The 24,423-nt window shown below is 61.0% G+C and carries 15 protein-coding genes; 10 read left to right on the top strand and 5 right to left on the bottom strand.

Features of this window, described 5'->3' with window-relative positions; genetic code table 11:
• Positions 1–74 precede the first annotated feature (74 nt).
• The 5 genes from EOA79_RS07610 to EOA79_RS07590 all read left to right on the top strand — a co-directional run bounded on the left by EOA79_RS07610 (position 75) and on the right by EOA79_RS07590 (position 5,063).
• Positions 75–278, top strand: a complete 204-nt coding sequence (locus tag EOA79_RS07610; RefSeq protein ID WP_127334684.1) for a heavy-metal-associated domain-containing protein — start codon at positions 75–77, stop codon at positions 276–278.
• A gap of 107 nt (positions 279–385) precedes the next feature.
• A complete protein-coding gene (locus tag EOA79_RS07605; protein WP_127334685.1) occupies positions 386–2,305 on the top strand; it encodes a DUF4396 domain-containing protein in 1,920 nt (639 codons plus the stop codon).
• A 75-nt stretch (positions 2,306–2,380) separates the two neighbouring features.
• On the top strand, positions 2,381–3,703 hold the full coding sequence (locus EOA79_RS07600; protein ID WP_127334686.1) for an MFS transporter: 1,323 nt from the start codon (positions 2,381–2,383) through the stop codon (positions 3,701–3,703).
• Positions 3,685–4,152 (top strand): YqaA family protein, encoded by a 468-nt coding sequence (locus EOA79_RS07595; protein ID WP_245479142.1) that lies wholly within the window; start codon positions 3,685–3,687, stop codon positions 4,150–4,152. Before EOA79_RS07600 ends, EOA79_RS07595 begins: the two co-directional genes overlap by 19 nt.
• 197 nt (positions 4,153–4,349) lie before the next feature.
• Positions 4,350–5,063, top strand: a complete 714-nt coding sequence (locus EOA79_RS07590) for an ABC transporter permease (protein ID WP_127334687.1) — start codon at positions 4,350–4,352, stop codon at positions 5,061–5,063.
• 39 nt (positions 5,064–5,102) lie between these two features.
• Here EOA79_RS07590 and EOA79_RS07585 read toward each other — a convergent pair whose 3' ends face one another.
• Both EOA79_RS07585 and EOA79_RS07580 read right to left on the bottom strand, forming a co-directional pair.
• On the bottom strand, positions 5,103–6,320 hold the full coding sequence (locus EOA79_RS07585; protein WP_127334699.1) for an MFS transporter: 1,218 nt from the start codon (positions 6,318–6,320) through the stop codon (positions 5,103–5,105).
• A gap of 315 nt (positions 6,321–6,635) precedes the next feature.
• A complete protein-coding gene (locus EOA79_RS07580) occupies positions 6,636–7,061 on the bottom strand; it encodes a hypothetical protein (RefSeq protein ID WP_127334688.1) in 426 nt (141 codons plus the stop codon).
• A gap of 156 nt (positions 7,062–7,217) precedes the next feature.
• Here EOA79_RS07580 and EOA79_RS07575 point away from each other — a divergent pair, with 156 nt between their 5' ends.
• Genes EOA79_RS07575 through EOA79_RS07565 form a run of 3 tightly spaced genes read left to right on the top strand, consistent with a single transcriptional unit; the run spans position 7,218 to position 12,467 of the window.
• Complete coding sequence (locus tag EOA79_RS07575; RefSeq protein ID WP_127334689.1) at positions 7,218–8,936, top strand: efflux RND transporter periplasmic adaptor subunit; 1,719 nt, start codon at positions 7,218–7,220, stop codon at positions 8,934–8,936.
• A 7-nt stretch (positions 8,937–8,943) separates the two neighbouring features.
• A complete protein-coding gene (locus EOA79_RS07570; RefSeq protein ID WP_127334690.1) occupies positions 8,944–12,066 on the top strand; it encodes an efflux RND transporter permease subunit in 3,123 nt (1,040 codons plus the stop codon).
• 23 nt (positions 12,067–12,089) lie between these two features.
• Positions 12,090–12,467, top strand: coding sequence for a hypothetical protein (locus tag EOA79_RS07565; protein WP_127334691.1), 378 nt, complete (start codon positions 12,090–12,092; stop codon positions 12,465–12,467).
• Between the two features lie 172 nt (positions 12,468–12,639).
• Here the strand turns inward: EOA79_RS07565 and EOA79_RS07560 are convergent, their stop codons facing one another.
• On the bottom strand, positions 12,640–13,215 hold the full coding sequence (locus EOA79_RS07560) for a TetR/AcrR family transcriptional regulator (protein ID WP_164748122.1): 576 nt from the start codon (positions 13,213–13,215) through the stop codon (positions 12,640–12,642).
• Positions 13,216–13,466: 251 nt separating this feature from the next.
• Between EOA79_RS07560 and EOA79_RS07555 the strand changes: the two genes are divergently transcribed.
• Together EOA79_RS07555 and EOA79_RS07550 are read left to right on the top strand one after the other, a co-directional pair.
• The gene (locus EOA79_RS07555) at positions 13,467–13,982 is read left to right on the top strand and encodes a hypothetical protein (RefSeq protein WP_245479143.1); all 516 of its coding nucleotides are present in this window, start codon (positions 13,467–13,469) and stop codon (positions 13,980–13,982) included.
• Positions 13,983–14,282: 300 nt separating this feature from the next.
• On the top strand, positions 14,283–20,396 hold the full coding sequence (locus EOA79_RS07550) for a hypothetical protein (RefSeq protein ID WP_127334694.1): 6,114 nt from the start codon (positions 14,283–14,285) through the stop codon (positions 20,394–20,396).
• Positions 20,397–20,667: 271 nt separating this feature from the next.
• On the opposite strand, the gene EOA79_RS07545 is transcribed toward EOA79_RS07550, so the two are convergent.
• Positions 20,668–22,374, bottom strand: a complete 1,707-nt coding sequence (locus EOA79_RS07545) for a DNA polymerase/3'-5' exonuclease PolX (RefSeq protein ID WP_128292953.1) — start codon at positions 22,372–22,374, stop codon at positions 20,668–20,670.
• 91 nt (positions 22,375–22,465) lie between these two features.
• Positions 22,466–24,361, bottom strand: a complete 1,896-nt coding sequence (ligD, locus tag EOA79_RS07540) for a DNA ligase D (protein ID WP_281060258.1) — start codon at positions 24,359–24,361, stop codon at positions 22,466–22,468.
• Positions 24,362–24,423: the final 62 nt, after the last annotated feature.

The raw sequence follows: 24,423 nt of genomic DNA, 5'->3' as shown, positions 1-24,423 counted from the left end.
CGAGAAACCGCCCTTGACCTTACCATCATGGGAAGGCCCATATCTGTTCGCGAGATGCGAAAAGGAGAACTGCAATGCTGAAACTGAAAGTTCCAGACATGAGCTGCGGCCACTGCGCCAGCACGATCGAAAAGGCGGTAAAGAGCGTCGATCCTGCCGCCCGCGTGACGGTCGACCTCGGGTCAACCACTGTGGCTGTCGAGACCAAAGCGGACGAGACGGCGATTTGCGATGTCATCAAGGCTGCAGGCTACGACAACGAAAAAGCAGCTGCTTAAGCGAATCCGGCTAAGCCCGGCACGGATCATAAACGTGCCGGCCGCGTGCATTACACCATTTAAGCTGTGCCGCCCGATGCCATGAGGCGGAAATCAAGGGCGGAGACATGCTCATCCAACCGATAGACTATTTCCTCGTTACCTGGTTCGCATTGGCGGGAGCGTCGACGCTCTATGTCGGCTTCGACCAGTATCGCAACAATCCCGAGCCCGTAGTGATGAAATGGGGCTTCATCCTTGTGACGCTCTATATGGGCCCGCTCGGGCTGCTGCTTTATGTGCTCGCCGACAAGGAACCGCGCCCGGGCGAGCATGAGGCCTTCACAAAACCCCTTTGGAAGCAGGGCGTCGGCTCGACTATCCATTGCGTCGCCGGCGATGCCACGGGGATCATCCTTGCCGCGGTCGTCACCGCCACGCTTGGCCTGCCGATGTGGCTCGACCTGATCGTCGAATACCTCGCCGGCTTTGCCTTCGGCCTGTTCATCTTCCAGTCGCTGTTCATGAAATCGATGATGGGCGGCAGCTATTGGGAGAACGTGAACAAAAGCTTGCTGCCCGAATTCATCTCCATGAACTTCATGATGGCCGGTATGGCGCCGGTTATGAGCTTCCTGATGATGGGCCGCGACATGCGCGCCATGGAGCCGACCGAGCTGCTGTTCTGGGGGGTGATGTCGCTCGGCGTCATTGCCGGCTTCGCGCTAGCCTATCCCGCCAATGTCTGGCTGGTCGCGCGGGGCCTGAAGCACGGGCTGATGACCGAGCGCTCGGCAGACACCGGAAAGGACAACCGAGAGCCGGCTGCCGACGTACAGCACGCGCAGATGCGGACACAGCAGGCCAACGCCAGTGGCCATGCCCATCATGAGCACGGGCACGATATGGGTCCACACAAGGGCAGCGGAGGCCACCAGATGCGGTCGGACGCGACAACGCCGCAGATCGCGGCGCTCGGCGTGGTGTCGCTGATTGCGCTCGGCGTCGGCATGCTAGCTCCGGCGAACTGGCTGAACCTGCGACTGTCGGCCCGCGACGTCGGCGGCGTGATCATGCCGCCGGGCATGATCATGGACCGGGACACGCCGGCCGACGCGATGCGCGACATGGCGGCGGCCGATCCGCGCCTGGTGAGCGCATCCTATGGCCTTTCGGCCAAGGGAGACCAAGACCTGCCGTTCCGGATGGAGAACGGCGTGAAGGTGTTCGAGCTGAGACCTTCGGTGGTCCGCTGGCAGATCCTGCCGGATGTGACGGTCGACGCCTATGCCTATAACAGCCAGGTCCCGGGCCCGCGCATCCATATCCGTCAGGGGGATCGCATCAGGGTCAACGTCACAAACGATTTGCCGGAAGAAACGACTATTCATTGGCATGGGATGATCCTGCCCAACCAGATGGACGGGCCGGCTGAGATAACGCAAGAACCGATCGAGCCAGGCGGTAAGTTTTCATACGAGTTTACGGCCACGCAGCACGGGACCTATTTCTATCATCCGCATGCCAAGCCAGACCGCACGCAAGCGCTCGGCCTCTACGGGGCTCTGATCATCGATCCTGCCAATGCAGCAGACGAAGTGGCGGCCGACCATCACTACGTCATCCAGCTTCAGGAATGGCTCAAGCGCGAGCGGCTGACATATCCGTCGATGCCGATGGACGGCGGCATGCCGAATTTTTTCACCATCAACGGCAAGGCGTATCCGTCCACCGATACGATTCATATGAAGGTCGGCGAGACCCTGAAGGTCCGCTTTATCGGCACCAACAATGGCTTCATCCATCCAATGCATATCCATGGAGGACCTTTCGAGGTCGTTGCCCGCGACGGGGAGACAATTCCCGCCTCCGCCCGTTTTCTTGCGGACACGATCAATGTCGGGCCGGGACAGCGTTACGATGTCGTCTGGAAGGCCCAGCGGCCCGGCAAGTGGCTGATCCACTGCCATATCCCGCATCATACGACGAACAACAATGTCGAGCAGAAGGGCGGCGGTGGGCTGATGGTCATCATCGATGTGAGCTGAAGTTATTTGCCGCTGTTGCATTCCGTTTCAAAATGGCGGCTGGCCTGTCTCGGGACTCTGGAGAAGAAAGAAGTCATGCTGAGGGTCCTTGCCGACCGCACTTATCGGCATCTTTTCATGGCGCAGCTCATCGCGCTGGTCGGCACCGGTCTGGCGACTGTTGCGCTCGGCCTTCTGGCGTTCGATCTGGCCGGCGCGAATGCAGGCGCGGTGCTTGGCACCGCACTCGCCATCAAGATGATCGCCTATGTCGGCGTCTCACCGGTAGCGGCCGCTTTCGCCGAGCGGTTGCCGAGGCGCACAATGCTGGTGGCGCTCGATCTCGTGCGCGCCGGTGTCGCGGTGTTCCTGCCCTTTGTCACCGAGATCTGGCAGGTCTATGTCCTGATCTTCATCCTGCAGTCGGCCTCAGCCGGTTTCACGCCGACGTTCCAGGCCACAATCCCGGACGTTCTGCCGGACGAGAAGGATTATACCAAGGCGCTTTCCCTCTCCCGCCTGGCATACGATCTCGAAAGCGTTGCCAGTCCGATGCTGGCTGCGGCGCTGCTCTCGGTGATCAGCTTTCATAGCCTTTTCGCGGGCACGGTCATCGGGTTCTTGGCTTCCGCCGCGCTGGTGGTTTCGGTCATGCTGCCGAGCCCGAAACCCTCGCGACCACGCGGCATCTACGATCGAACGACGCGCGGCTTGCGCATATATCTTGCGACGCCGCGTCTGCGCGGTTTGCTTGCTCTCAATCTTGCGGTGGCGGCCTCCGGCGCCATGGTGATCGTCAATACGGTCGTCCTGGTGCAGGGTCAGTTTGGCCTGTCGCAGCGCCAGACGGCGCTCGCCCTGGCGGCCTTTGGTGGCGGGTCCATGATCGCCGCGCTCGCCCTGCCGCAACTGCTCGAGAAGATACCCGATCGGACGGCGATGCTAACGGGCGCGGCTATTCTGGTGGCCGGCATGTTCCTTGGGCCGCCTGTTGGTCAATATCCGCTGCTGCTGGCACTGTGGTTCGTGCTCGGACTTGGCTACTCCATAGCCCAGACACCGTCGGGTCGCCTGATCCGCCGTTCCGCGGACGCCGTCGACAGGCCAGCCTTGTTCGCTGCGCAGTTTGCGCTTTCGCATGCCTGCTGGTTGATCACCTATCCGATCGCCGGACGCGTAGGGGCGGCGATGGGCTTGCCATTTACCTATGTTCTGATTGGCGCTATCGGCGTCATCGCGTTGCTGGCGGCAATGGGATTGTGGCCGCGTCACGATCCCGACGTTATCGCGCACGTGCACGCCGATCTGCCGCACGGCCATCCACATATCGAGGATTCCATCTGGACCGAGGCCGGTTACGAGCACGCGCACGGTTTTGCCGTCGATGATCGGCACCCGAGATGGCCGAAGGCGAGCTGACGGACGCGATGGTTGGCGACATTGCCGCGTTCGGCGCATTGTTCCTAACCGCGTTCGCGGCGGCGACCATCCTGCCGCTGCAATCGGAGGCGCTGCTGGCCGGCCTGCTCCTGGCGGGCTCCCAATCGCCGGCCGCCCTGATCCTGGTCGCCACGCTCGGCAATGTGCTAGGCTCGGTGGTCAACTGGCTCCTTGGTCGCGGCATCGATCGCTTTCGCGACCGCAAATGGTTTCCGGTGAAACCCGCCGTCCTCGACCGCGCCTGTGTACGATATCGCCACTATGGGCGGTGGAGCCTGCTCTTGAGCTGGGCGCCTGTTATCGGCGATCCACTCACGCTGGTGGCCGGCGTTTTTCGCGAACCGCTCTGGAGTTTCGTCGCGATCGTCACGGCAGCGAAAATTGCCCGTTATCTCCTGGTGTCGGGCACCGTCCTCGCTTGGCTGTAAGCGAGCGCTGCTACCGGAGCGTCGTGTTCGGAACTTGCATCATTAGTCATTCGACGATCAGCGATGCTGTGACCGAAACCCGACCTAGGTCGGCGCCGCAGAGGCATCATCCAGCTGCAGACGGCTGCAACGCCGCTGGCGATGACAAGCGATGCACGCTATTGCATACCCTCGGCAAGTGCGGAGACCGCCGCTCCATGTTTCAGTACCTCGTCGAATTCCAACGCACGATTTACCTAGCGCTTGCCGACCAGATCAAATTGCTCTCCAGCAGTGGTGACTGGCTGGGCTTTGTGGCGTTCCTGCCGATGGGCGTCGTCTTCGGCGCTGCCCACGCGCTCACGCCGGGTCACAGCAAGGCGTTGTTAGCTACTTATCTTGCCGGCTCGGACGCCAAGGTCGCACGTGGCCTGCTCGTGTCCATCACGCTGTCCCTCACTCATGTCATCATCGCGGTGATCATCGCCGCGTTGTCTCTGCCGCTGGTTTCGGTCGCACTTGGCAGCGTCGGCCGAGCTCCGCTGCTGGAGGATGTCAGCCGCGGGCTGCTCGGGCTGATCGGCGTTTGGATGATCTGGCGGGCATTGAGCCAAGGCCACCATCTCAAGCATGAGGGCGAGGCCGTCGGCTTCATGGCTGGCCTGATCCCGTGCCCGTTGACTCTTTTCGTCATGACTTTCGCGATGTCGAGGGGAGTTCCGGTAGCGGGTCTTCTTTTTGCCGTTACGATGATGACCGGCGTTGCAGTGACCCTGTCCACGGTCGCGGTGTTGTCGATCCTGTTCCGCGAACGGCTTGTGCACATCTTTGAGAGCCGACCGCGCCTGTTTGCTGCTGTCTCCCGCGGCATCGAAGGCGCTGCAGGGATCGTGCTCGCTAGCGTGGCCCTTTGGCAGATCGCAGCAGCTTGAGGGGTGGTTGACCGCCGTCGCACAGGGTTGTGTGCAGCTTCACCTTTCTTCAGGCGGCTTGATGTGGCGGAAAGCCCAAAGCAAGCTCAAATCGTAGACGATCTTGAGGGCGCCGCAGATCACCAGAGGCCAGGCTTCGAACCCCACGGCAAATAGCGCGCCAGCGATCGCGGGGCTCGCGGCGGCTGCGAGGCTGCGAGGTACCGAGGTCACGCTTGCCGCCGCAGGCCGCTCCCGTGGCGTGACGACCGCCATCACATATGAGGAGCGAGTCGGCACGTCCATCTGGGACAGTGCTGCGCGTACAAGAAGAAATGCCAGGGAAACATAGAGATTCGGCACCAACGCGGCCAGGATCAGGCAAATGCTTGACGGGATGTGCGTGAACACCATCGTGTTCACAAGCCCGATGCGCCTCGACAGCCATGCGGCGACCGGAAAAGAGACCGCCGACAAGACACCCGACCAGAAGAAGAACGCCCCGGCTGCTGACAGGGAAAGACCAAATTTGCTGAACAGCCACAACGCAACGAGTGACTGCACGGCAAAACCGCCGGCGAAGGCGTCGATGCTGAACAGGGCAGCCAGCTTGTAGACGATGACACGCGAGGGCCCAAGTGCTGCCGCGGGCCGGTCCTGGGGAGACGTTTTGGGGCCAGCGGGAATGCGCGCGTACACCAGGCCCCCGACCACGCCGAGAAATGCATAGAGAACAAACATAGCCTTCAGCGCCGTGAGCCGTGAGATCCCAATCGTCACCAGGAAATCGGGGGTGGTCGCAGCAAGGGCGCCAAACGCAGCCGCCAGCGCGCCCAACAGGCTATAGCGTGCGAATGCCTTCGTGCGGTCCGCATCCGCCACAAGCCGAGACAAGACGGCGTGCTCGAGCGGAACGAAGATGCTGACGCTCCCGGACGAGGGATTGATCGTGCCCAGGAAAGCCACGAGCAGAACAGCTGCATAGGTGCTTGACTGCGTGTAGGCCACCCCGGTTGCGATCATCAGGCCGGACGCCGCCAAAAGCAGGCTCCGCCGGTCTGCTCGCGCCGCCAAGAAGCCGATGCCGAGCGTCAATAGTGCCGAACCCAGGAGTGCGGAGGTCGCGACGACACCAATCTCCAGCGGCCCAAGCCCAATCGACGCCAGATATACCGGCAGAAGCACTGCGGCGAAGCCGTCTCCAAAATCCCGAAGGGCACGCGCCGCGTAGATGTCCGCTGCGCGGCCACCTTCCGTCTCGTAGCCCGGCTGTTCCACGCCGACCCGGCCAACGTAGCTGCTTTCGGAATTTCGATGCGACGGTGTCAAAGGCTAGCGCCCGTCCTGACCTTCAGTTCTAACATTATCCGAAAGATCTCGAGCGGTAACCTTCTTCCTGCTGGGGCGGGTGTCGCGTCGGACACAACTGATGCTACGCTCGCGGCCTTACCCCGTGCTAAGACCGTACGCGGGTTGGGACCGTCGCAATAGCTTCTCTCTTCTGGAAGATTGATCACTGAACCGTTGCGTTCGGAGTCTCTTGGACGCTGGTCCTAGATGCGTCAGCCTGCCGCAAGCCAGCTAAGCTAGGCTTCATCTAGCGTCGCCCTCAATTTGCCGCATACGCGATGCAAGCGACGCGACACGTCGGAGAGCACAGATCAGGGGGCCAATCTTCAGGTGCACAAGCAGTGGGAAAAAACTAAGGGGATCGCGTCGAAGTTCATCTTCGCGCTCATCACCCTTGCCCTGCTGCAGATGAGTGCGGCCGGAAGTTCCCATTCGCATGAACTGATTTCGGATTGCGCGAATGTGACGGTTGCTCATTCGCATTCGAACCACTTCGATCCTTCGCACGACGTCACGGAAAATGCCGACGAACGTGCGGCGGATGACGTTGTGGGTGAGCAGCAGCCGGATCACGCCGAGGGTACGGAGCGCCTGGCTCACGGCGGGGTGCTTTGCTGTGCTGGCCTTTGCCTCGGGCACCCGGGCTTCGAGGGTTGCGAAGTCCGCCATCCAGGGGTGCTGGGTGCGAGCCTGATTGTTCCGGCTGCTTATCGCAGCCGTCCGGGCATACCCACGGCAGGCCCCGAGAGGCCCCCCAGAACCTGAGCAGTCTGATCTTCGCCCGGCCGACAGGCCTCGACGTTCAAAAACTGCTGGCTTCTGAACATGTCCATTTCTTCGCTTTTTCGCGGCCTTTGCCGCATTCACTCCCTTTGTGCTGCCGTAGGCCTGCTTATGCTTCTTTCGTCGCCGCTCTCGGCGCATGAAGGACACGACCACGGCAAACAGCCTGTCATCGCTGCTTCCGCCGCGAAGCCGCGTGTCAGCGTTCAGTCTCCGGCTTATGAACTGGCTGGCATACTCGAGGGTGATAAGCTCTCGATCTTCCTCGACCGTTTTGACACCAACCAGCCCGTTCCGGGTGCGAAAATCTCGGTTATGGTCAGCGGCGACGCCGAGATGGCAGCAAAAGAAGCCGACGCCGGCATTTATGTTCTGCAATCCGAGAAGTTCCTGTCTGAAGGCCCGCTGGAGCTGGTCTTTTCAGTAGCACATCCCTCCGGCGACGATCTTCTTATCGGATCGATCGAGCTGCCCCGCAAAAGCCCAGTCCAAGCGGATCAGTCGCGCACGCAGGGGCGTGGCCTGGAGAGCATAATCCCGGAGAAACTGGCCCTGGGCGATTTCGAAGTCGACCGTCTCCAATTGCTGGCCGGCGGCTTTCTTGGTTTCGGGTTCCTCGCGGGCTTGATGGCGCGAAAAGGACGTCGGGCCGCCCCCATCGCAGGGCTCGTTCTTGTCGTGCTGATGGCGACCACTGCCTTTGCATTTAGCCATGAAGGCCACGATCATAGTGAAGCCTCGACCCCGCTGCCTGCCGGGGATGCGCCGCAGCGCATGAGCGACGGAGGCGTATTCCTGCCGAAACCGAGCCAGCGCCTGCTGAGCATTCGAACAGTTGTTGCCAAGCCGGAGCAGGCGCAGAGCGCAGTGACGCTTGTTGGTCGCATCGTCGCCGATCCGAACCGCTCCGGCCTGGTGCAGAGCATCAATGGCGGAAGGATCATGGTCGCAGGGGGTGCGCTCCCACGCCTTGGTCAGACGGTGAGCAAAGGGGAGGTGCTCGCGCTTGTGGAACAGGCCATGTCACAAGCCGATCGCAGTTCCCTTTCCGAGCGCATCGGCGAGATCGAACAGGAGATCGCGGTCGCCGAGGCAAAGCTGACGCGGACGCGCGATCTGGCGGGAAGCTTCGTAGCGCCGAAGAGTCAGGTGACCGATGCGGAAACCGAGCTCGCGGGCCTCAGGCGGCGGCGCGAGATTCTGCTGGAGACGAGCGGCGCCACCGAGGTGCTCAAGGCGCCGATCGACGGCGTGGTCGCGGCCGTCAAAGCGGTGCCAGGACAGGTCGTCGGCTCCGCGGATGTGGTCTTTCAAATCGTCGATCCATCTGGTCTCTGGGTCGAAGCATTGGTCTATGCGGACGTGGAGCCCGGCTCCTTGGGCTTCGCAAACGCGACGACCTCCGAGGGCACCGCAATCAAGCTCAGCTTTCAAGGATTCGGCAAGACGCTCCAACAGCAGGCGCGCGTAGTCCAATTCTCGATAGAAAACCCGGACGAACGCCTCGCGGTCGGGCAACCGGTCACGGTACGGGCGTTCGTTGGCAAGCCGGTGTCGGGATTTATCCTTCCACGAAGCGCCGTCGTGAGAGGCGGCAATGGCGAAACAATAGTTTGGCTCCATGCCCATCCCGAGCGTTTCGCGCCCAAGCCTGTCCATATGGAAGCATTTGACGCGGAGCGCGTGGTGATCCGCGCTGGCCTGTCGGAGGGTGAGCGGGTGGTCGTTCAAGGCTCCGAGCTGATCAACCAGATCCGCTGAGGTTGTGATGTTCAGTTTTCTCGTTAGCAATAGCCTCAAGAACCGGCTTTTCGTGGTCGCAGCGGCTTTGCTGCTCGTCGCCTACGGCAGCTACATGCTTCCGAAGGTACCCGTCGACGTATTCCCGGACCTCAATCGCCCGACCGTGACACTGATGACCGAAGCCGAGGGACTTGCCCCTCAGGAGGTCGAGCAGCTGGTCACTTATCCGCTTGAAACGGCGATGAACGGAATGCCCGGCGTCACCCGCGTCCGATCGGTTTCGGGCGTCGGGCTGTCCATCATCTATGTCGAGTTCGACTGGGAGACCGACATCTACCGCTCCCGGCAGCTTGTTGCGGAGAAGCTGGCTCTGGTGGGCGAGCAGCTACCGGCCGGAGTTACGCCACAAATGGGTCCGGTGAGTTCGATCATGGGCGAGATCATGCTGATCGCCATCTCGAGTGACGCCGTTTCGCCGATGGAGTTGCGCGAGATCGCGGATTTCACGATTCGTCCCCAGTTGCTCACGATAGAGGGCGTTTCGCAGGTCATCCCCATAGGCGGGCAAGTCCGCCAGTACCGGGTCATTCTAGATACCGCCGCCTTACAGGCCTTGCAGGTTACGGCATCCGAAGTCGAACAAGCGGTGACGCGCTTCGGCACCAACACCGGCGGCGGATTCGTCGATCAGCACGGCCGCGAATATCTCATCCGCAACGTAGGCCTGACGAAGCGCTTGGAAGACCTGCGCAACACGGTCGTCGCAAGGCGCGATGACCAGCCGATCTTCCTCCACCAGGTGGCCAATGTCGACTTTGCAGCGCGCGTGAAGCGAGGCGATGCAGGCTATCAGGGCCGCCCGGCGGTCATTGTATCGGTGCAGAAACAGCCCGGCGCGGACACGGTCGACCTCACCGGACGCATCGAGGCGGCACTGATCGACATCGATAAGACGCTTCCCGAAGGGGTGAAGGCAACCAATCTTCAGTTTAGGCAAGCCACCTTCATCGAAACTTCGGTGGAGAATGTCGAGAAGGTGCTTCTGGAAGCGGCGGCTGTCGTGGCGGTCGTGCTCATCCTCTTTTTGATGAACGCACGCGCGACGTTCATTTCGTTGACCGCGATTCCAATCTCGATCCTCGTGACAGTGCTGGTCTTCCACGCTTTCGGGCTGACTATCAACACGATGACGCTGGGCGGCTTGGCGATTGCGATCGGCGAACTCGTGGACGACGCAGTCGTTGACGTCGAGAATATTCTGCGCCGTTTGAAGGAGAACAGCGCCCAACCTCTGCCAAAGCCAGTTCTGGAGGTGATTGCCGCCGCATCTCAGGAGGTGCGCTCGGGCATCGTCTACGCGACGATGATCATCATTCTCGTGTTCGTGCCCCTGTTCGCGCTGTCGGGAATAGAGGGCCGTCTGTTCGCGCCACTGGGTGTGGCTTACATCGTCTCGATCCTGGCCTCGCTCGCCGTGTCGATCACGGTCACGCCGGTGCTCTCATACTACCTGCTTTCGGGTCGGGCGAAGGGACATGGACAGGACAGTTTCGTTGTCCGGCATCTCAAGCGCGCCAACAATGCACTTCTGCACTGGGCGTTCGGCAACAGGGCGCTTGTGATCGGCTTGGTGCTTCTTGGCGTCGGTTCGGCCGCCTATGCTGTCACGCTTTTGCCGCGCTCGTTCCTGCCTCCCTTCAATGAGGGTACTCTGACCATCAGCCTTGCCTACAATCCCGGCATCGCACTAGCGGAGAGCAATCGTCTGGGACTGATCGCGGAGACCATCATCAAGGAAGTTCCCGAGGTCGTGTCGGTCGGTCGGCGCACCGGTCGCGCCGAACTCGACGAGCATGCCGAGGGTATCCACGCGTCCGAGATCGACGTCGACCTCAAGCGCTCCGCGCGGTCGAAGGAAGAGGTGATGGCGGATATCCGGCAACGCCTCGCGGTGCTGCCGGCGACGCTTAATGTCGGACAGCCGATTTCGCACAGGCTTGATCACATGCTTTCCGGCGTGCGGGCGGAGGTCGCACTGAAAATCTATGGCGATGACATCGACACGCTGCGTTCGACAGCCGAGATGCTGCGCGAGAAGCTGTCGGGCGTCCAGGGTCTGGTCGATCTGCAGGTCGAAAAGCAAGTCCGCATTCCACAGCTCCGGGTCGATGTCGACCACGAGCGTGCGGCCCTCTACGGCCTCACGCCGGCCTCCATCACTGAGGCGCTGGAGAGCATGTCCAATGGCCGGACGGTATCGCAGATCGTGGAGGGCAATCGCCGCTTCGACGTGGTCATGCGGCTCTCTGACGTTGATCGATCGACCGCAGGCCTGGCCGATCTCCTAATCTTCACTCCGGCAGGCATTGTGCCGCTTCGCATGGTCGCTGACGTCGTCGAGACGGATGGACCAAACCAGATCCTGCGCGAGAACGGCCAGCGGCGCATCGCGGTGCTCGGCAACAGCGATAGTGAGCGTGACATGGCGGCAATCGTCGCGGACATTCGCAGCATCCTCTCCGAAACGATGCTGCCGCAGGGCTACGTTGCCCGGCTCGAAGGCACCTTCCAGGCGCAGGAGGAAGCGACATTAAGGATCGGCGCGCTTTCGCTCGTTTCGCTCGTCCTTGTCTTTGTCGTTCTTTACAGCCGCTATCAGTCGCCGGCGCTCGCCCTGATCATCATGGGCAATATCCCGCTCGCGTTGATCGGCAGCGTGGTCGCGCTCAACATCGCCGGACAGCCGCTGTCGGTCGCTTCGATGATCGGCTTCATCACGCTGGCAGGCATTTCGGCCCGTAACGGCATCTTGAAGATCTCGCACTACATCAACCTGGCGCTCTACGAAGGCGAGCGGTTCGGCAAGGAACTGGTGATCCGCGGCAGCCTAGAGCGGCTGACCCCTGTGCTGATGACCGCGCTTTCTGCCGGGATGGCACTCATCCCCCTCCTGATCGGGGCCGGAGAGCCTGGCCGCGAAATCCTGCACCCCGTCGCCGTCACCATCTTTGGCGGGCTGATCTCTGCGACACTGATTGATACCTTTCTGACCCCCGTTCTGTTCCTGAGCTTCGGCAGGAAGCCACTGGAACGCATCAGGGCTGCTCGCGGCGGCACTGGCACCTTGACCCCTGCCGAAGCCTTCTGATCATCACCACTTGGAGACGACATATGAAAACATTGCTTGTAGCGGCTGCGGCGACGTTGATGACCTTCAGCGCAATGGCCCATGAACTGGCGAAGGGACCTAACGGGGGGCCGGTTGCCGACAGCGGCGGGCATCATATTGAGCTCGTCACGGAGCGGGGAAAGCTGGTCCTGTTTCTAACCGAGGGCGCCGACGACAAGCCGCTTTCGTCAGCCGGAGTAACGGGCGCCCGTGCCGTCGTCCAGGGCACTGGCAAAACCGCCGTGGTGCAGCTAACGCCCGAGGAGCCCAACAAGCTCGTCGGGGCACTCGCCCAGACATTGGGGGCGGACGCGAAGGTCGTCGTGTCGGCGACGCTGGCTGACGGGCACACCGTCCAGGCACGGTTCGGAGGTAAGTGAAGACGATTCCCTTCGTCCGGGAGTCCGGATCGTGGAGAGAGGATTCATCGGCCGGCAGGTGCTCGGGGGTCACGGCTAATGCATATCGCCCAGAACTGTGCAGCGCTTCTGAGCAACGATATGCCCAAATCACAGTCTTAAAGCGCGTCGCCTGAATCCAGCGCGACGCGCTTTAGCTGCCCGAGCGCGAACCCAACCCGCGAAGGATCATTCGCAACAGACGTTCCAGCTTCGGCTTCGACCGCGCCTGCTGAGCCGCTGCAATGGCGGCCAGCGCGTACCTGGCGAGTTCAGACGCCGGCGAGGCATCTTCAATTTCACCGGCATTCATGGCCTCTGCGATCAGTTCTGCGACCATCGCCTCTAGGCGAGCGTACGCATGCCTGGCATGCGGCATCGAATGGAGCAGCGAGGCGAACGCGTGACCGTGGCCACGGCGAGCGTTCTCCGCATAGACGAGCAGAACAGCTTTGAGGGCGGCAAGCGGGCCGGCCTCCTTTGCCCGGGCCTGCTCCAACTGGGCAAGGTGGGTGCTGACCTCCCGAGCGTGCCAAGCAACCAGGATCTGCTCAACCTCACTGAAGTACTTATAGAGGGTGGCGCGACCTATCCCGATTTCCTTGGCGATACGTGCCATTGTGAGGTTGTGCAGGCCCTCGGCCGCCGCCAGCTCGGCCGTCTTGTTCACGATGGTAGTGGCGACGGCGTCGCGGTGGGCTTCGATCGTGTCGTTCCAGAGCTTAGGCATGGGGGCAGTCATTTCACAGGTGCCAGGCCGTGTCGAGACATATCATCTTGACTCAGAGACATTATGTCTCGATACATTGACAGTCACGAGCGGTGGACCTGACCAGATGGCGAATGGCAAGCGCATAGCAGCAGGCATGCCCGGTTGGGTGAAGGCATTCTTGTGGGTGGGTCTCGCCTTGCTCGTGATCGCCGGGATTGCGGCACTCAGCGGTCATGGTCCGTGGCAGCACATGGGCGTGGTGCACTAGCGTGACCTTCAATGCACCACTGCGCAAACTTGTGCTCCTGCTGCATGTTATTTCCAGCGTAGGGTTCCTGGGAGCAGTGGTGACCTTCCTCGCGCTCGCTATCATCGGGCTCAGCGGTGATGCTGAGGCCCAGCGCTCCGCATATATGGTCATGCCAGCGCTGACCTGGGGAGTTATCGTGCCCTTGGCCGCGACAACCCTTACAGTCGGAGTCGTTCAGTCTCTCGGCACACTCTGGGGGCTGTTTCGCTACTATTGGGTGATCGTGAAGTTGGTGCTGACGGTGATCGCGCTGATTGTCCTGCTGATACAGACCACCACAATTTCGCAGCTCGCATCCGCTGCGGCGAACGGCACGCTTGCGGCAGCAACGAGCGGCCGGTTCGCTATTGTTCTGCATGCTGCCGGCGGCGCGGTGGTACTCGTCATCGCGACCATACTCTCGATCTTCAAGCCGCGCGGCATGACGCGCTATGGCGTCCGGGCAGTCGAAGTCGAGTCCAGGCGGCTGGCATGAATGCATGGTGCCCTTGGCCGATGCGCACAGCGTAGGCATTAGGACAACAACGTTGAACGCAGTCGTTTTCAGCTGCTTTGCGCCCTCATTTCGGCCGTAAATCCCAGTCTCGTACGTGGCCGATAGCGGACACTGCGGCAGTTACGGTCAGGCCGGCCGGCGCCTTTTATAGGCCTAGTCAGGGTCTAAGGGCGGAGATTGTGCGCCCCCGGCGCTGGTATCGCCTGCGACCTCTCTCAAAGCGGTTGCCCAATTGTTTTCGGCGCGTGACAATCGGTATCTACCAACGATTCCTGTTCAATGCCGTCACCGAAGAAGAAAAAGGCCAAGGAGCCGCCCCGGGGAATAACGCCTCCGAGCAATGCGGTTCCTTCACTTTCAAACGAGTGGGTGCTTCCGCTCGTCGCCGTCGGCAGCTTGCGTTTCGAACATCTCTGCCTCGACATCCTGAGGAAAGAGTACAAGGAAGCGCAGCGAACTTCCCTTAAGAGAAAAAGGGGGGTACCGCAGTTCGGGGTCGATGTTGAAGGTTTCGATCAGGACTCCGAGCCGTTCGTCGTCATTTCGGCCAAGTGCTACAAGGATATCGAGGGCTGGCATCTCGCCCCTTGGACAGAGGATTTTACCAAGCATCTTGAGGGGCACTGGAAGGGTAAGCGGGTAAAGCACTTCGTTCTCGCGGTTTCGCACGAGTGCAACGACGACGACATCAACGACGCCGCCCGCGATTTGACCGCCAAGCTGAAACCGTTGGGTATCCAGTTCACTCTTTGGAATTCCCACAAGATCACGGAGTTGATGAAGGACGACCCCGCCCTCGTCGGCCAATACTTCAACAGATACTGGGTAGACGCGATATGCGGTGACATCATCGTCGGGCACCCGTCGATCGAGGGAAGCGCACCTATAAACAATCAGGCCCGGGCAGCTCTCAATCTCGCGCGGGTAGCGGCTTCCGAGTTGGAGGCGATGTCCGGCAAGCTGAGTCAGGCATGGTCGCTTCGGCTCGATGGCGCGATATCGGAACTGCGGCGCGGGAAGAGTACGGGTGTTCGCGATTGGATCGCGGACGCAAAGCAGGACATTTCGCTTTGGGAAAGCCTGGCGGCCGATACCAAGGCGAAAGCGCTACGGGCTGCTGCGCTTGTTCTCCTGCGAGATGACGATATCAAGGGCGCATCGGCGGTGCTCGATGAAGCCGATGGTCTGGCACCAGCGCCGGATAGGTCCGCGAGAGCCATCCTTGAGAGATCGCGTTCCGGGTCTGCCGTCGCCCTGCAAGGGCTGCCGGAGCCGCTTGTGACGCGGGAACGAGAACTCAAAGCGGCCATGCTGATCGAGAGCGGCAAGGCCGGAGCCGCCTTGAAACTCCTCGCGGAGTTGACGGGGGACGCGGTCACCGCAGAGACCATGCGGCTCCGAGCGATCGCACATTTCATCGAGGGAGCCGAAGGCAAAAGCCTCAACAACGCAAAATCCGCTGTCGATCGTGGTGGCGACGTTGCCGCGCCAAGGTTCACGCTGGCCGTACTGCAGATAGCATCCGCGCTTGCACCGGGCGTTCAGATTCAGTTTGGCGGCATACCCGATCCGATCGCTCCATCCCTCGTTCGGCCAGGTCAAGAAGCGATCAGGCTCCTTTCCGAGGCGGCCAGCGCCTTCGATAGGTTGGTGGCCGATGGAGACGGGGAGTTCCGCCGCGAAGCCGAGATATGGAAGCTCGGCGCATTGCTGCTCAATCCCGACCGACAGATGGAAGCGAGGAGATATGCGCGTGCCCTGATGGCTCGAAGCATGTTGGAGCCTTCGGTGATCGCGTGGTTGCTACACTGCGGGGTCCCGATGCGGCGGGGCAAAGTCAAGAAAAAGCTGGGCGATCTCCTGCGGCGTGGCGAGGGCACGCCCGGTCACGTCGTCGTATTGGCGCTCATGGCATCGAGGCTTGACAGTCCTCGGCCGGGGTTGGCGGTGGTCCGCAGGTTTGGTCCGTCGTTTCCTGAAGCCGCGGAATTCTTCGCGATGTGGAGGAAGCAGCTTGGAGAGGACGCGGGTCCACCGGAGGAAAACTACTCCTCTGCGGTTCGTTGGGCGATCGGCAGGCGAGACAACCTTCCTCTGATGGCTTTCCTGTCAGGGACGGGTGCATCCGTCGAAAACCTCGCGTCCGGGGCGGAGTTCCTGTCGTCGACGCGCTCTTACGCCGACGTGCTCTCCCTTCGCGAGAAATTGTTCGAGATCGGGACCGTACGGGCACTCGAGTTGGTCGCCCGGGCTGCCAATCGCACCAAAGAGTACTCAATCGCCCTCCAGGCAATCGAACACTTCCGCGGGGACGCGTTACCGAACCGCCTGCGATATCCGCGTATCGAAGCGCACGAAGGGCTTGGTCAGCACAGCCAGGTCATCGCGGACCTACGGGGAATGCTCGCCGACGACAACAATGCCCGCGTCCATGACCGTTTGCTTCACGCTTACCTGCGTGTCGGGAACCTCAGGGAACTGAAGATCGAGACCGAGAAAGCGCTGGCTGCCCGGAGGCTGGACAGCCGACAGGCTGTGCAGATCGCCTATGCGTTGAGAACGGCTTCGCCCGAGACCGCGCGGCAGGCGTTGGAGCAGGTAGGTGACGCGGATATTCCAGCCGAACTCGCAGGAATCCTTCTAAACCTCGCCAATTCGCTAGGCGGCTTCGATGACCTGAAGGACGAGATGGTCCGCAGGATAGTCACGGGCGGCGAGGGCTTTGGCACTGTACGCAAGTTCGATACAGTCGAAGAAATTCTCGCCTACATGAAGGAGCGGGCCGACGAGTACAGGCAGGCTTTCGGGCAATGGCTGGCAGGGCAAGTTCCTGCAGCGCTCGCGATGCGCGGCGACGAGAAGGCGTACGGATCTCTGTTCCTAGGATCGGGCCGATCCAGACGCAACAACATCGGAGATGCATTCCCGATGCTCCTGCTCGGGCACGGCGCCTTACAGCCTGCACCGGAGGTGGTTGGCAATCCTGAACTTGTCGTCGATCTCAGCGGTATTCTGCTGGCCCATCGGCTCAAGCTGCTCGATGATCTGGACAAGGTCTTCCGGGTCATGGTTCCCGGAACGCTTCCACAGGCGCTGTTCCAACTCCGCCAACAGTATTCAGGGCCGAGCCGTGAAGTCGCCGCGACCATCCTCGCGATCGAGAGCGGGAGCAGCGCCGTCAAGGTCGTCGACACCGCACCGGAAGGAGCGGTCCGCGTCGAAATGTTATGTGGTAGCGGGAACGATGACGAATGGATGGCTCCGACCCTCCTCGAACACGCTTTCGAAAACGGACATCTCACCCGGGACGAGGTCGAGGCAGCCGTTCGAGGACTGGATCTGGAAAAGCCGCCGGAGCGACGCGCGTTGCCCGGTGCGGGCGTCAGCCTCTCGGCCACGGCCGTGGCGCATCTAGCGCAACTCAAGGTCCTTGAGCCAATCGCTCGATCGCTGCCGACTTGTGTTCTGGTCGGCGATGCCCGTCGCCTGTCCGACGACGTCGAAACCTTGAGGGAGGAGGAGTCGATCGGCGCCTCGCTGGACGGCCTGCAGCAGGTCGTTGCGGATCGGCTGACCTCATCCGCATGGCGGACGAGACCCGATACATATCACGAAAAGGACGAGGAGCGGCTTGAGTCGCTTCCCGCCCATGTCAGATGTCTCATGGACACGCTTCCGACGGACGAGGCGAAACGAGGCGTCCTGTTCTGGATCGAGGATCGAGCGCTTTCGAAGCAGCGGTTCCCGGAGGCGCTCTACCTCACGGACATCCTCAGCCTCTTGATGGACAGAGGGTTACTGTCTTCGGAGAGGCATGAGACGATCCTCCGCGATCTGTGGAGTAACGGCTACTCGTTCATGCCGGGGTCGGAACAGGAAATCGTCCGGGTCCTCGAGCAGGCGCCCATCGTGGATGGAGAGGTCGTCGAGAATGGCGTTCTGACCGACATCCGCCGCTGGTTCGCGATCCAGGCGTCCAACCTCGCTTACATAGAGCCGAACCTGCATGTCGATGCAGACGGGAACGTCGTCGGAGAGACCCGGCAGCTGATCGAACTCGCCACGCTCCTGAAAGAAACGCTTCTTTCGATATGGAGGCATCCGGATCAAACCCTCGAACAGAGGTTGGCGAGGTCCGCATGGGTTTCGATATACCTCAGGCTGGAGCATGCCCCAGGCGCCATGGCCGATACCACCCCGGCCGGAAGGCGTAGGCTGGCGAGCTTGATCCCCGCTCAGATCATATCAGTCCCTCTGTTCGCCGAGCTGACGTCGGAGAAGATGTCGGACGCCGACAGGCAGATGTACGTAAACTGGGCACTGAGCGTCGTGGATGTAACCCGCAACGCGGACCCCGAGCTTTTTAGCGACATCGTCGAAATACTGGCTGGAATGGCGTCCCGCATCCTTGAGGATCCGCCAGAAACTGACGAAAGCCTTCGCAGGAAGTTGCGGGCTCATATGAGGAATATCGTCCATCGGTTCCTGAGCCTGCTACCGAGCGAATGGTACGACGCGATTGCCGCGCGTAACGGGGTGGCGGAGGCCCTTGGCAGCGAGAGGGTGACGACGCTGGAAGTGGCTGACGGCATTACCGTCAGGATCGCCGATCTACCGACCGCGATCCGGGAAGCGGAGAGCAGCGGGAAGAAGGTTAAGTTTCCTTTGCACAACTCGAAGGATTCGGCCCGACTGGAAAGCGAGGCGGTCGAGGACGATCTGCCCTTGATCTTCCTCACGATCAAGAAACGTCGATACAACTTCGATCGCACGTCGATAGCCTTGGTTCACCCGGACATCTCGTTGCGTGAAAAAGCCGTCGAAGCCCTCAGGTCAGCTGCGCGCGTGGACCGGGACATCTCGGATGCGACCGCGCGCGTGATATTGGACGAGACCGATGTCGATCGGCGGGTTCTGCTTTTCGACGAGGCGAGGGGCGGGGAGTTCCGACGACAGATCGAGGTCATGCGCGAGCGCGTTCGCCATGGGAGGGCGCTCTCCATCGACGGTTTCGACCTCCCGTCTCCCGCGGTCATCTTCGATTTCCTAGGTCTGCCGCCCGACTATCGCGGGGATGCCGCGAGCCTAGCGGCAGATGCCACAGCGGCGCTTTTGGAATCCTTGGGAGCCGACGGTGCGCTGGAGCGACTATCCGGCCTTCCCTTCGAGTTGCCTCGGGCTCTGCTCGACGCGCAGGCGAGCCAGACATCGTCGGAGAACGATCGAAGATATTGGGATTCGCCACTGTGGGCCGTGAGCAGGTTTGTAGCCCGTGGAGCTCCAGATCCGGACTCCTCGGAGGTCGACGAGTATATCGGTCAACTCATCCAGGCTGGGAGGGGAATTTTCTCAGGCCTAGTAAGACGCACTGCCAAGAGAGCGATCAACGACGCCCGTTGGCAGGAGATGCCCGTCGACGTGAACATCTCACTGATCTGGACGTTCGCCGAGCATGTCAGCCGTGCGATCCTTCCCGCAGGTTTCGAGACCGCCAGCTTCAATCAGTGGCTTGCCCAGAACGACGTTGCGACATTCACTGAGTTCGAGCGTCAGCGACTTTGGCCAAGGTGGGCACAGACATTCGGTCTGAGGCTCACGTCATCACGGGTCGACGCCGCGATAGTATCGAGGTTGTTGAAGGCGGGCTTCGAACCGTCTGAAAGTCTCCAGGCGCTTGCTGGTATGCAGCGAGGAGAGGCTTGGAGTCCGACTGTTGAAGCCGGATCGGCCGCAGTGGTGGCTCCACAAGGCTTTTGGCCTGCGCAAGATCCCATTCCCTTGTACATCGATGCCGGATGGCTTTCGTCCGATAGCCCGTTCTCGTTAAGGACGGACACGGCAATGGCCCGTCGGATTGTCGAGGAGTCTACACAGAACTCTACCTTCGTTGGTCCCGCTCTCACACTGTTAGTAGAGGTGGAAAGCGTTGATCAGGACGTTCTGATCGAAATCCGGAAGACAATCTCGAAGCGCTTGGTGGATGCGCCTCTGGACAGAACGGAACCATCTCATCGTGCACAACTGGAGATCTTTGCAAAAGCATGCGCGCGCCTCGGTGACGCCGATCTGTTCGAACGGACAATTTCGTCAGTCGCTTCAACCAATGCCCGGATCTGGCCTCATAAGCGGCTCAAGGCAGCGCAGGACGACGAAAGCACCAAGGCTCTTGAGGCGCTGCTCCACGCGGCGCAGTGGTTCGCCGCTACGGTCGGAGGCGACTTGTCGAGCCAGATGCGTCAGTTCGCCAGACACGTTGCACAAATCGTCGATGCCTGGCCGATGAGCATCCTGGCAGCAATTTCTTGTCTGGATGTGGTCGCTCGCAAGGTCGATGCCAGCACTGCTGCTGAAGCGGTGTGGCCTGTGTTGATGGAGCTCAGGACGCGACGCTGATGGTCCCGATCATGGCCAATCGCTCTTCGGGCCGGTATCAACCATGCATCTCCGCCGCGGCTTTAGCGCAGGTCGAGCGGCTTGCGCATTAGCATTTCCGCCTGCCGCAAGAATCTGAACGAATGTCCGCTTCTCACAGCGCGCGTGCCGGAAGCGGCCAGTCAGTTAACGGCCCCCTTCCAGGCATTTACAGTGGCCGTCGATCGCCGACCTGGGCCAAAGCTGCTGACGTCGAAACACTAAGCGCTAATCTAGGCTAGGACCTCGAGCCTCATGCGACAGCTTTCCGCACAGGCGAGCGGCTGTTGCCGCCGGTCTTGGAATCGCGCTTGCGCTTTGAAAGGTGCGCAAGCAGAGCCGCCAAACCCATCGCGTTGAGAACCCGCGTCCTAGGAACGCCCCCCTTGCGTGCCATCTCGACACCCCAATGCATGTGGTCGAGTTCGCGGATCGAATGCGCGTCCGGGTTGATGCTGAAGATACAGCCGTAGTCGAGTGCCTTCTGATGCCACCGCCAGTCGAGATCGAGCCGCCACGGATGCGCGTTGATTTCGACAGCGACACCATATCTCGCGCACGTTCTGAGGACCTTGTCGATGTCGAGATCATAGCCGGGGCGCCGCAACAACTGGCGACCGGTCATGTGTCCGATGATTGTCGTGAAGGGGTTCGCGATTGCCTCAATGATACGGTCCGTCTGCTCTTTCTTCGGCAACTTGAAGCGGCTGTGCACGCTCGCGACGACGAAATCGAACTGCTCCAAGACGTGGCCCGGATAGTCAAGCGAGCCGTCGGCCAGGATGTCTGCCTCGACGCCCTTGAGGATACGGAAGTTTCCACCATACCTCTTGTTCAGCCGATCCGCTTCGCGGTGCTGCTCAGCAATCTCCTGCAATGTGAGGCCGCCCGCGTAGTGCGCAGACTGCGAATGGTCGGCGACACCATAGTACTCGAACCCGCGCTCACGGGTCGCTTCAGCCATTGCCTCAAGCGTCTCGGTGCCATCGGATGCGGTCGTGTGAGAATGCAGGATGCCATTGAGATCTTCATCCCGGACAAGGGTAGGGAGTTGCCGCCTCGCTGCCCGCTCAATCTCGTTCCTGCCTTCGCGCAGTTCGGGTTCGATGAACTGCAGGCCCAGCGCGTCGTAGATATCCTCCTCTGTCACTGATGCGATCAGCTTTCTGCCGCGGTAGAGCCCATCGGGTTTGAGGGCGAACCCTCTCTCGGCAGCGTACATCTTCAACTGCTCAAGATGGGCTGCCGAACCGGTGGCTTCGACGAAGCTCGCGCCAAAGTGCTTCTTGTCCGTTACGACAAGCCTGAGGGTGGACTGCTCTATTTCGGTCCGCTTCTTCCCCTGCGCGACCAGCGCGAGGTCGGCAACAAGTTCGCAACCACGTCGGAAATCACCGGCGATTTCCACGCGCGAAAACTCGGGATGCTCTTGCTTCACGGAAATGATCGCGTGCTCAAGAAGAGCGGCGGCCTTGTGCAGGTGAAGCTGTGTTTCGCCGCCTCGAGCGATAGCCAGGTTCTGCAGGATTTTTGCTTGAAACGAAGCACCGAGGCCTTTGACTGGCCGGATGCGATCTGCCCTTGCTGCCGCTTCGAGCTCGGCCAACGAGTTCACGCCGAGCGCCTGATGAAGCTTCAGTATCTTGTCGGGCCGAAGGCCCGGTACGGCAAACAGCTCCATTACACCCGCCGGCACCTCCTCGCGCAGCTTCTCAAGGCGTGGGTGCGTGCCCGATTCATAGAGCTTGCTGATAATGTCTGCGATCGCGTCACCGATCCCCGGGATTCTGGTGAGGGCGCCGGCGGCGATGATCCGGTCAAGCGGCTGCGACAACGCAGCCAGACTATCGGCCGCGCGCAAGTAAGCCTTGGTGCGATAGGGATTGTCTCCGCGCAGCGACGAGCGATGTGCGTATTCCCTGAGGAGACTGGCGACGGTCCTTGAATCGGGTTTTGCCATTGTCGAGGCTAACGGGGCCAATCTCCGCAGGTTCCAATCGGGCAAGGGCAGCGAAGAACTCCATGCTTGCTGCCTTATTCGCGGAGTGGGGCTACAGATTCGGCAAGGACTGGTCGGCGCGACCCCATCCCGCCAGAGCTTTGTAGGTTGCGCGTTTCTTCAATTCAGCAGCATCGCCGACGTGGAAATGCGAGGGCGCATCAATCGTCTTCATTTCCGCCCAGGTGATCGGTGCCGCGACCGGAGCGCCCGGTCGGGACCTTGCGCTGTAAGGCATGATCGCGGTCGCCCCGCGCTGGTTGCGTAAATAGTCCACAAAGATGCGACCCTTCCGGCGCGCCTTCGACAGCGCGGCCGTAAAGTGGGCCGGATCGCTCTGAGCGACCGCTTGAGCGAGACGAAATGCGAAGTCTTTCACTTGCGGCCATTCGGCCTGAGGGGTGAGCGGGGCGATCACATGCACCCCTTTGCCCCCTGTAAGCATCGGGAAGGTCGTAAGTCCCAGCGATTTTAAGATGTCACGAAACTGGAAAGCAGCGGCGCGGACCGCTTCGAAATCGAGACCCTCATCGGGGTCGAGGTCGAAGACGAGGCGGTCGGCCTTTTCGACATCCTCGATCCGAGCTCCCCACCCGTGCAGCTCGATCGTTCCCATCTGGACGCAGGTCATCAGACCATCGGCATCGTCGACATACAGATATGGCTCTTCGTGGCCATCTTTTTCCGTGATGCCGACGTGGTGGACTTTGCCGCCAAAGCTCCCGGCATCATGCTTCTGGAAAAAGCACTTCTTGGCCCGGCCCTGGGGACACCGAACCAGGCTGATCGGACGACTGGCGATCCAAGGAAGCATGATCTCCGCGACTGCCGCGTAGTGGTCGGCGAGCTGGCCCTTTGTGATATTGGACTCCGGATAGATCACGCGGTCACGGTTGCTGATGGCAATGGTGTTCGCCGGCGTGGTCAGCTTGGCCGTGCGACGTTCCGTCTCCAGCACGACCGCCTCCGGCTTCTTGTCTTCGCGTAGACCGAGGTAGCTCGGATGTCTCAGCGTTCCTTCCTTGGTCATCTCGGTGAAGGCAATCTCTGCGACCAGCTTGGGGTAAAGCCAATGTGCTCCGCGAACTTCGGCTCGCGGCGCCTCGACGGTCGCGGCTTTCTGCTCGAGCGGTGCCATGATCTTCATGAGACGGAAGAGTTCAGCTGTATCGAAGCCGGTGCCGACTTTCCCGGCATAACGCAGCTTGCCGCCGTCATGCACCCCCAGAATCAATGACCGGAACGCGCGGACCTTATCGGACGGCGTCCAGCCGACAATTACGAATTCCTGCCGCTTGATGCACTTGATCTTGAGCCAGCTTCCGCCGCGGGCTGCCACATAGTGCGAATCGGCGAGCTTCGAAACAACTCCCTCGAGACCGGCTGCGCAAAAGCGTTCGAGCAGCTCTTCTCCGCGACCGAGGATGTGATCGGAATAGCGAAGGATCGCGTTCTTCGCGGGCAAGATTGCCTGGAGCTTCTCTTTGCGTTCAAGGAGCGGGCGCCTGGTAAGATCTTCGCCGTCGAGCTGAAGGAGATCGAAGGCATAAAAATCGATGGTGGCTGGCGCACCCTTTAATGCGTTCTGAAGCGCCTGGAAGTTTGATCTTCCGTTCGCATCGACAACGACGGCCTCGCCGTCGATCAGAGCGGAGCGGACCTTGAGCTTGCGGGCTTCCGAAAGAACGGAAGGAAAACGCTGCGACCAGTCCAGGCCAGATCGGGTATAGGCACGCGCTTCGCCGCCGCCGACGGCAACAAGAATGCGATAGCCGTCGTATTTCATTTCGTGGATCCAGCGGTCGCCGGCAGGGACGGTGTCTACGAGCGTTGCCAGCTGGACGGGCCGAAAAGTGGGAGGCGCTAATTTGGTCCGGTCACGAATAGGCGACTTCGCTTGAGGAGCGCTCCACCCAGGGATTGCCTTACGCGACGTTGGCTTGACCACTCTCACGCACCCCAAACCCGAGACGAAATGGCTTAATCGCGTCCAACGCGCGATTGCTTCTT

The sequence above is a fragment of the Mesorhizobium sp. M1A.F.Ca.IN.020.03.2.1 genome, from assembly GCF_004023205.1.
Classification (GTDB): domain Bacteria; phylum Pseudomonadota; class Alphaproteobacteria; order Rhizobiales; family Rhizobiaceae; genus Mesorhizobium.
Note: the sequence above shows the minus strand (reverse complement) of the source record. Positions and strands in the feature narration are given on the sequence as shown.

What these genes read in the sequence shown, in the direction of transcription:
- EOA79_RS07565 (WP_127334691.1), top strand. Translation starts at nt 12,090, where the DNA reads ATGAAAACATTGCTTGTAGCGGCTGCGGCGACGTTGATGACCTTCAGC.
- EOA79_RS07550 (WP_127334694.1), top strand. Translation starts at nt 14,283, where the DNA reads ATGCCGTCACCGAAGAAGAAAAAGGCCAAGGAGCCGCCCCGGGGAATA.
- EOA79_RS07570 (WP_127334690.1), top strand. Translation starts at nt 8,944, where the DNA reads ATGTTCAGTTTTCTCGTTAGCAATAGCCTCAAGAACCGGCTTTTCGTG.
- EOA79_RS07560 (WP_164748122.1), bottom strand. Translation starts at nt 13,215, where the DNA reads ATGCCTAAGCTCTGGAACGACACGATCGAAGCCCACCGCGACGCCGTC.
- EOA79_RS07580 (WP_127334688.1), bottom strand. Translation starts at nt 7,061, where the DNA reads ATGGCGGACTTCGCAACCCTCGAAGCCCGGGTGCCCGAGGCAAAGGCC.
- EOA79_RS07575 (WP_127334689.1), top strand. Translation starts at nt 7,218, where the DNA reads ATGTCCATTTCTTCGCTTTTTCGCGGCCTTTGCCGCATTCACTCCCTT.
- EOA79_RS07605 (WP_127334685.1), top strand. Translation starts at nt 386, where the DNA reads ATGCTCATCCAACCGATAGACTATTTCCTCGTTACCTGGTTCGCATTG.
- EOA79_RS07590 (WP_127334687.1), top strand. Translation starts at nt 4,350, where the DNA reads ATGTTTCAGTACCTCGTCGAATTCCAACGCACGATTTACCTAGCGCTT.
- EOA79_RS07600 (WP_127334686.1), top strand. Translation starts at nt 2,381, where the DNA reads ATGCTGAGGGTCCTTGCCGACCGCACTTATCGGCATCTTTTCATGGCG.
- EOA79_RS07595 (WP_245479142.1), top strand. Translation starts at nt 3,685, where the DNA reads ATGGCCGAAGGCGAGCTGACGGACGCGATGGTTGGCGACATTGCCGCG.
- EOA79_RS07545 (WP_128292953.1), bottom strand. Translation starts at nt 22,374, where the DNA reads ATGGCAAAACCCGATTCAAGGACCGTCGCCAGTCTCCTCAGGGAATAC.
- EOA79_RS07610 (WP_127334684.1), top strand. Translation starts at nt 75, where the DNA reads ATGCTGAAACTGAAAGTTCCAGACATGAGCTGCGGCCACTGCGCCAGC.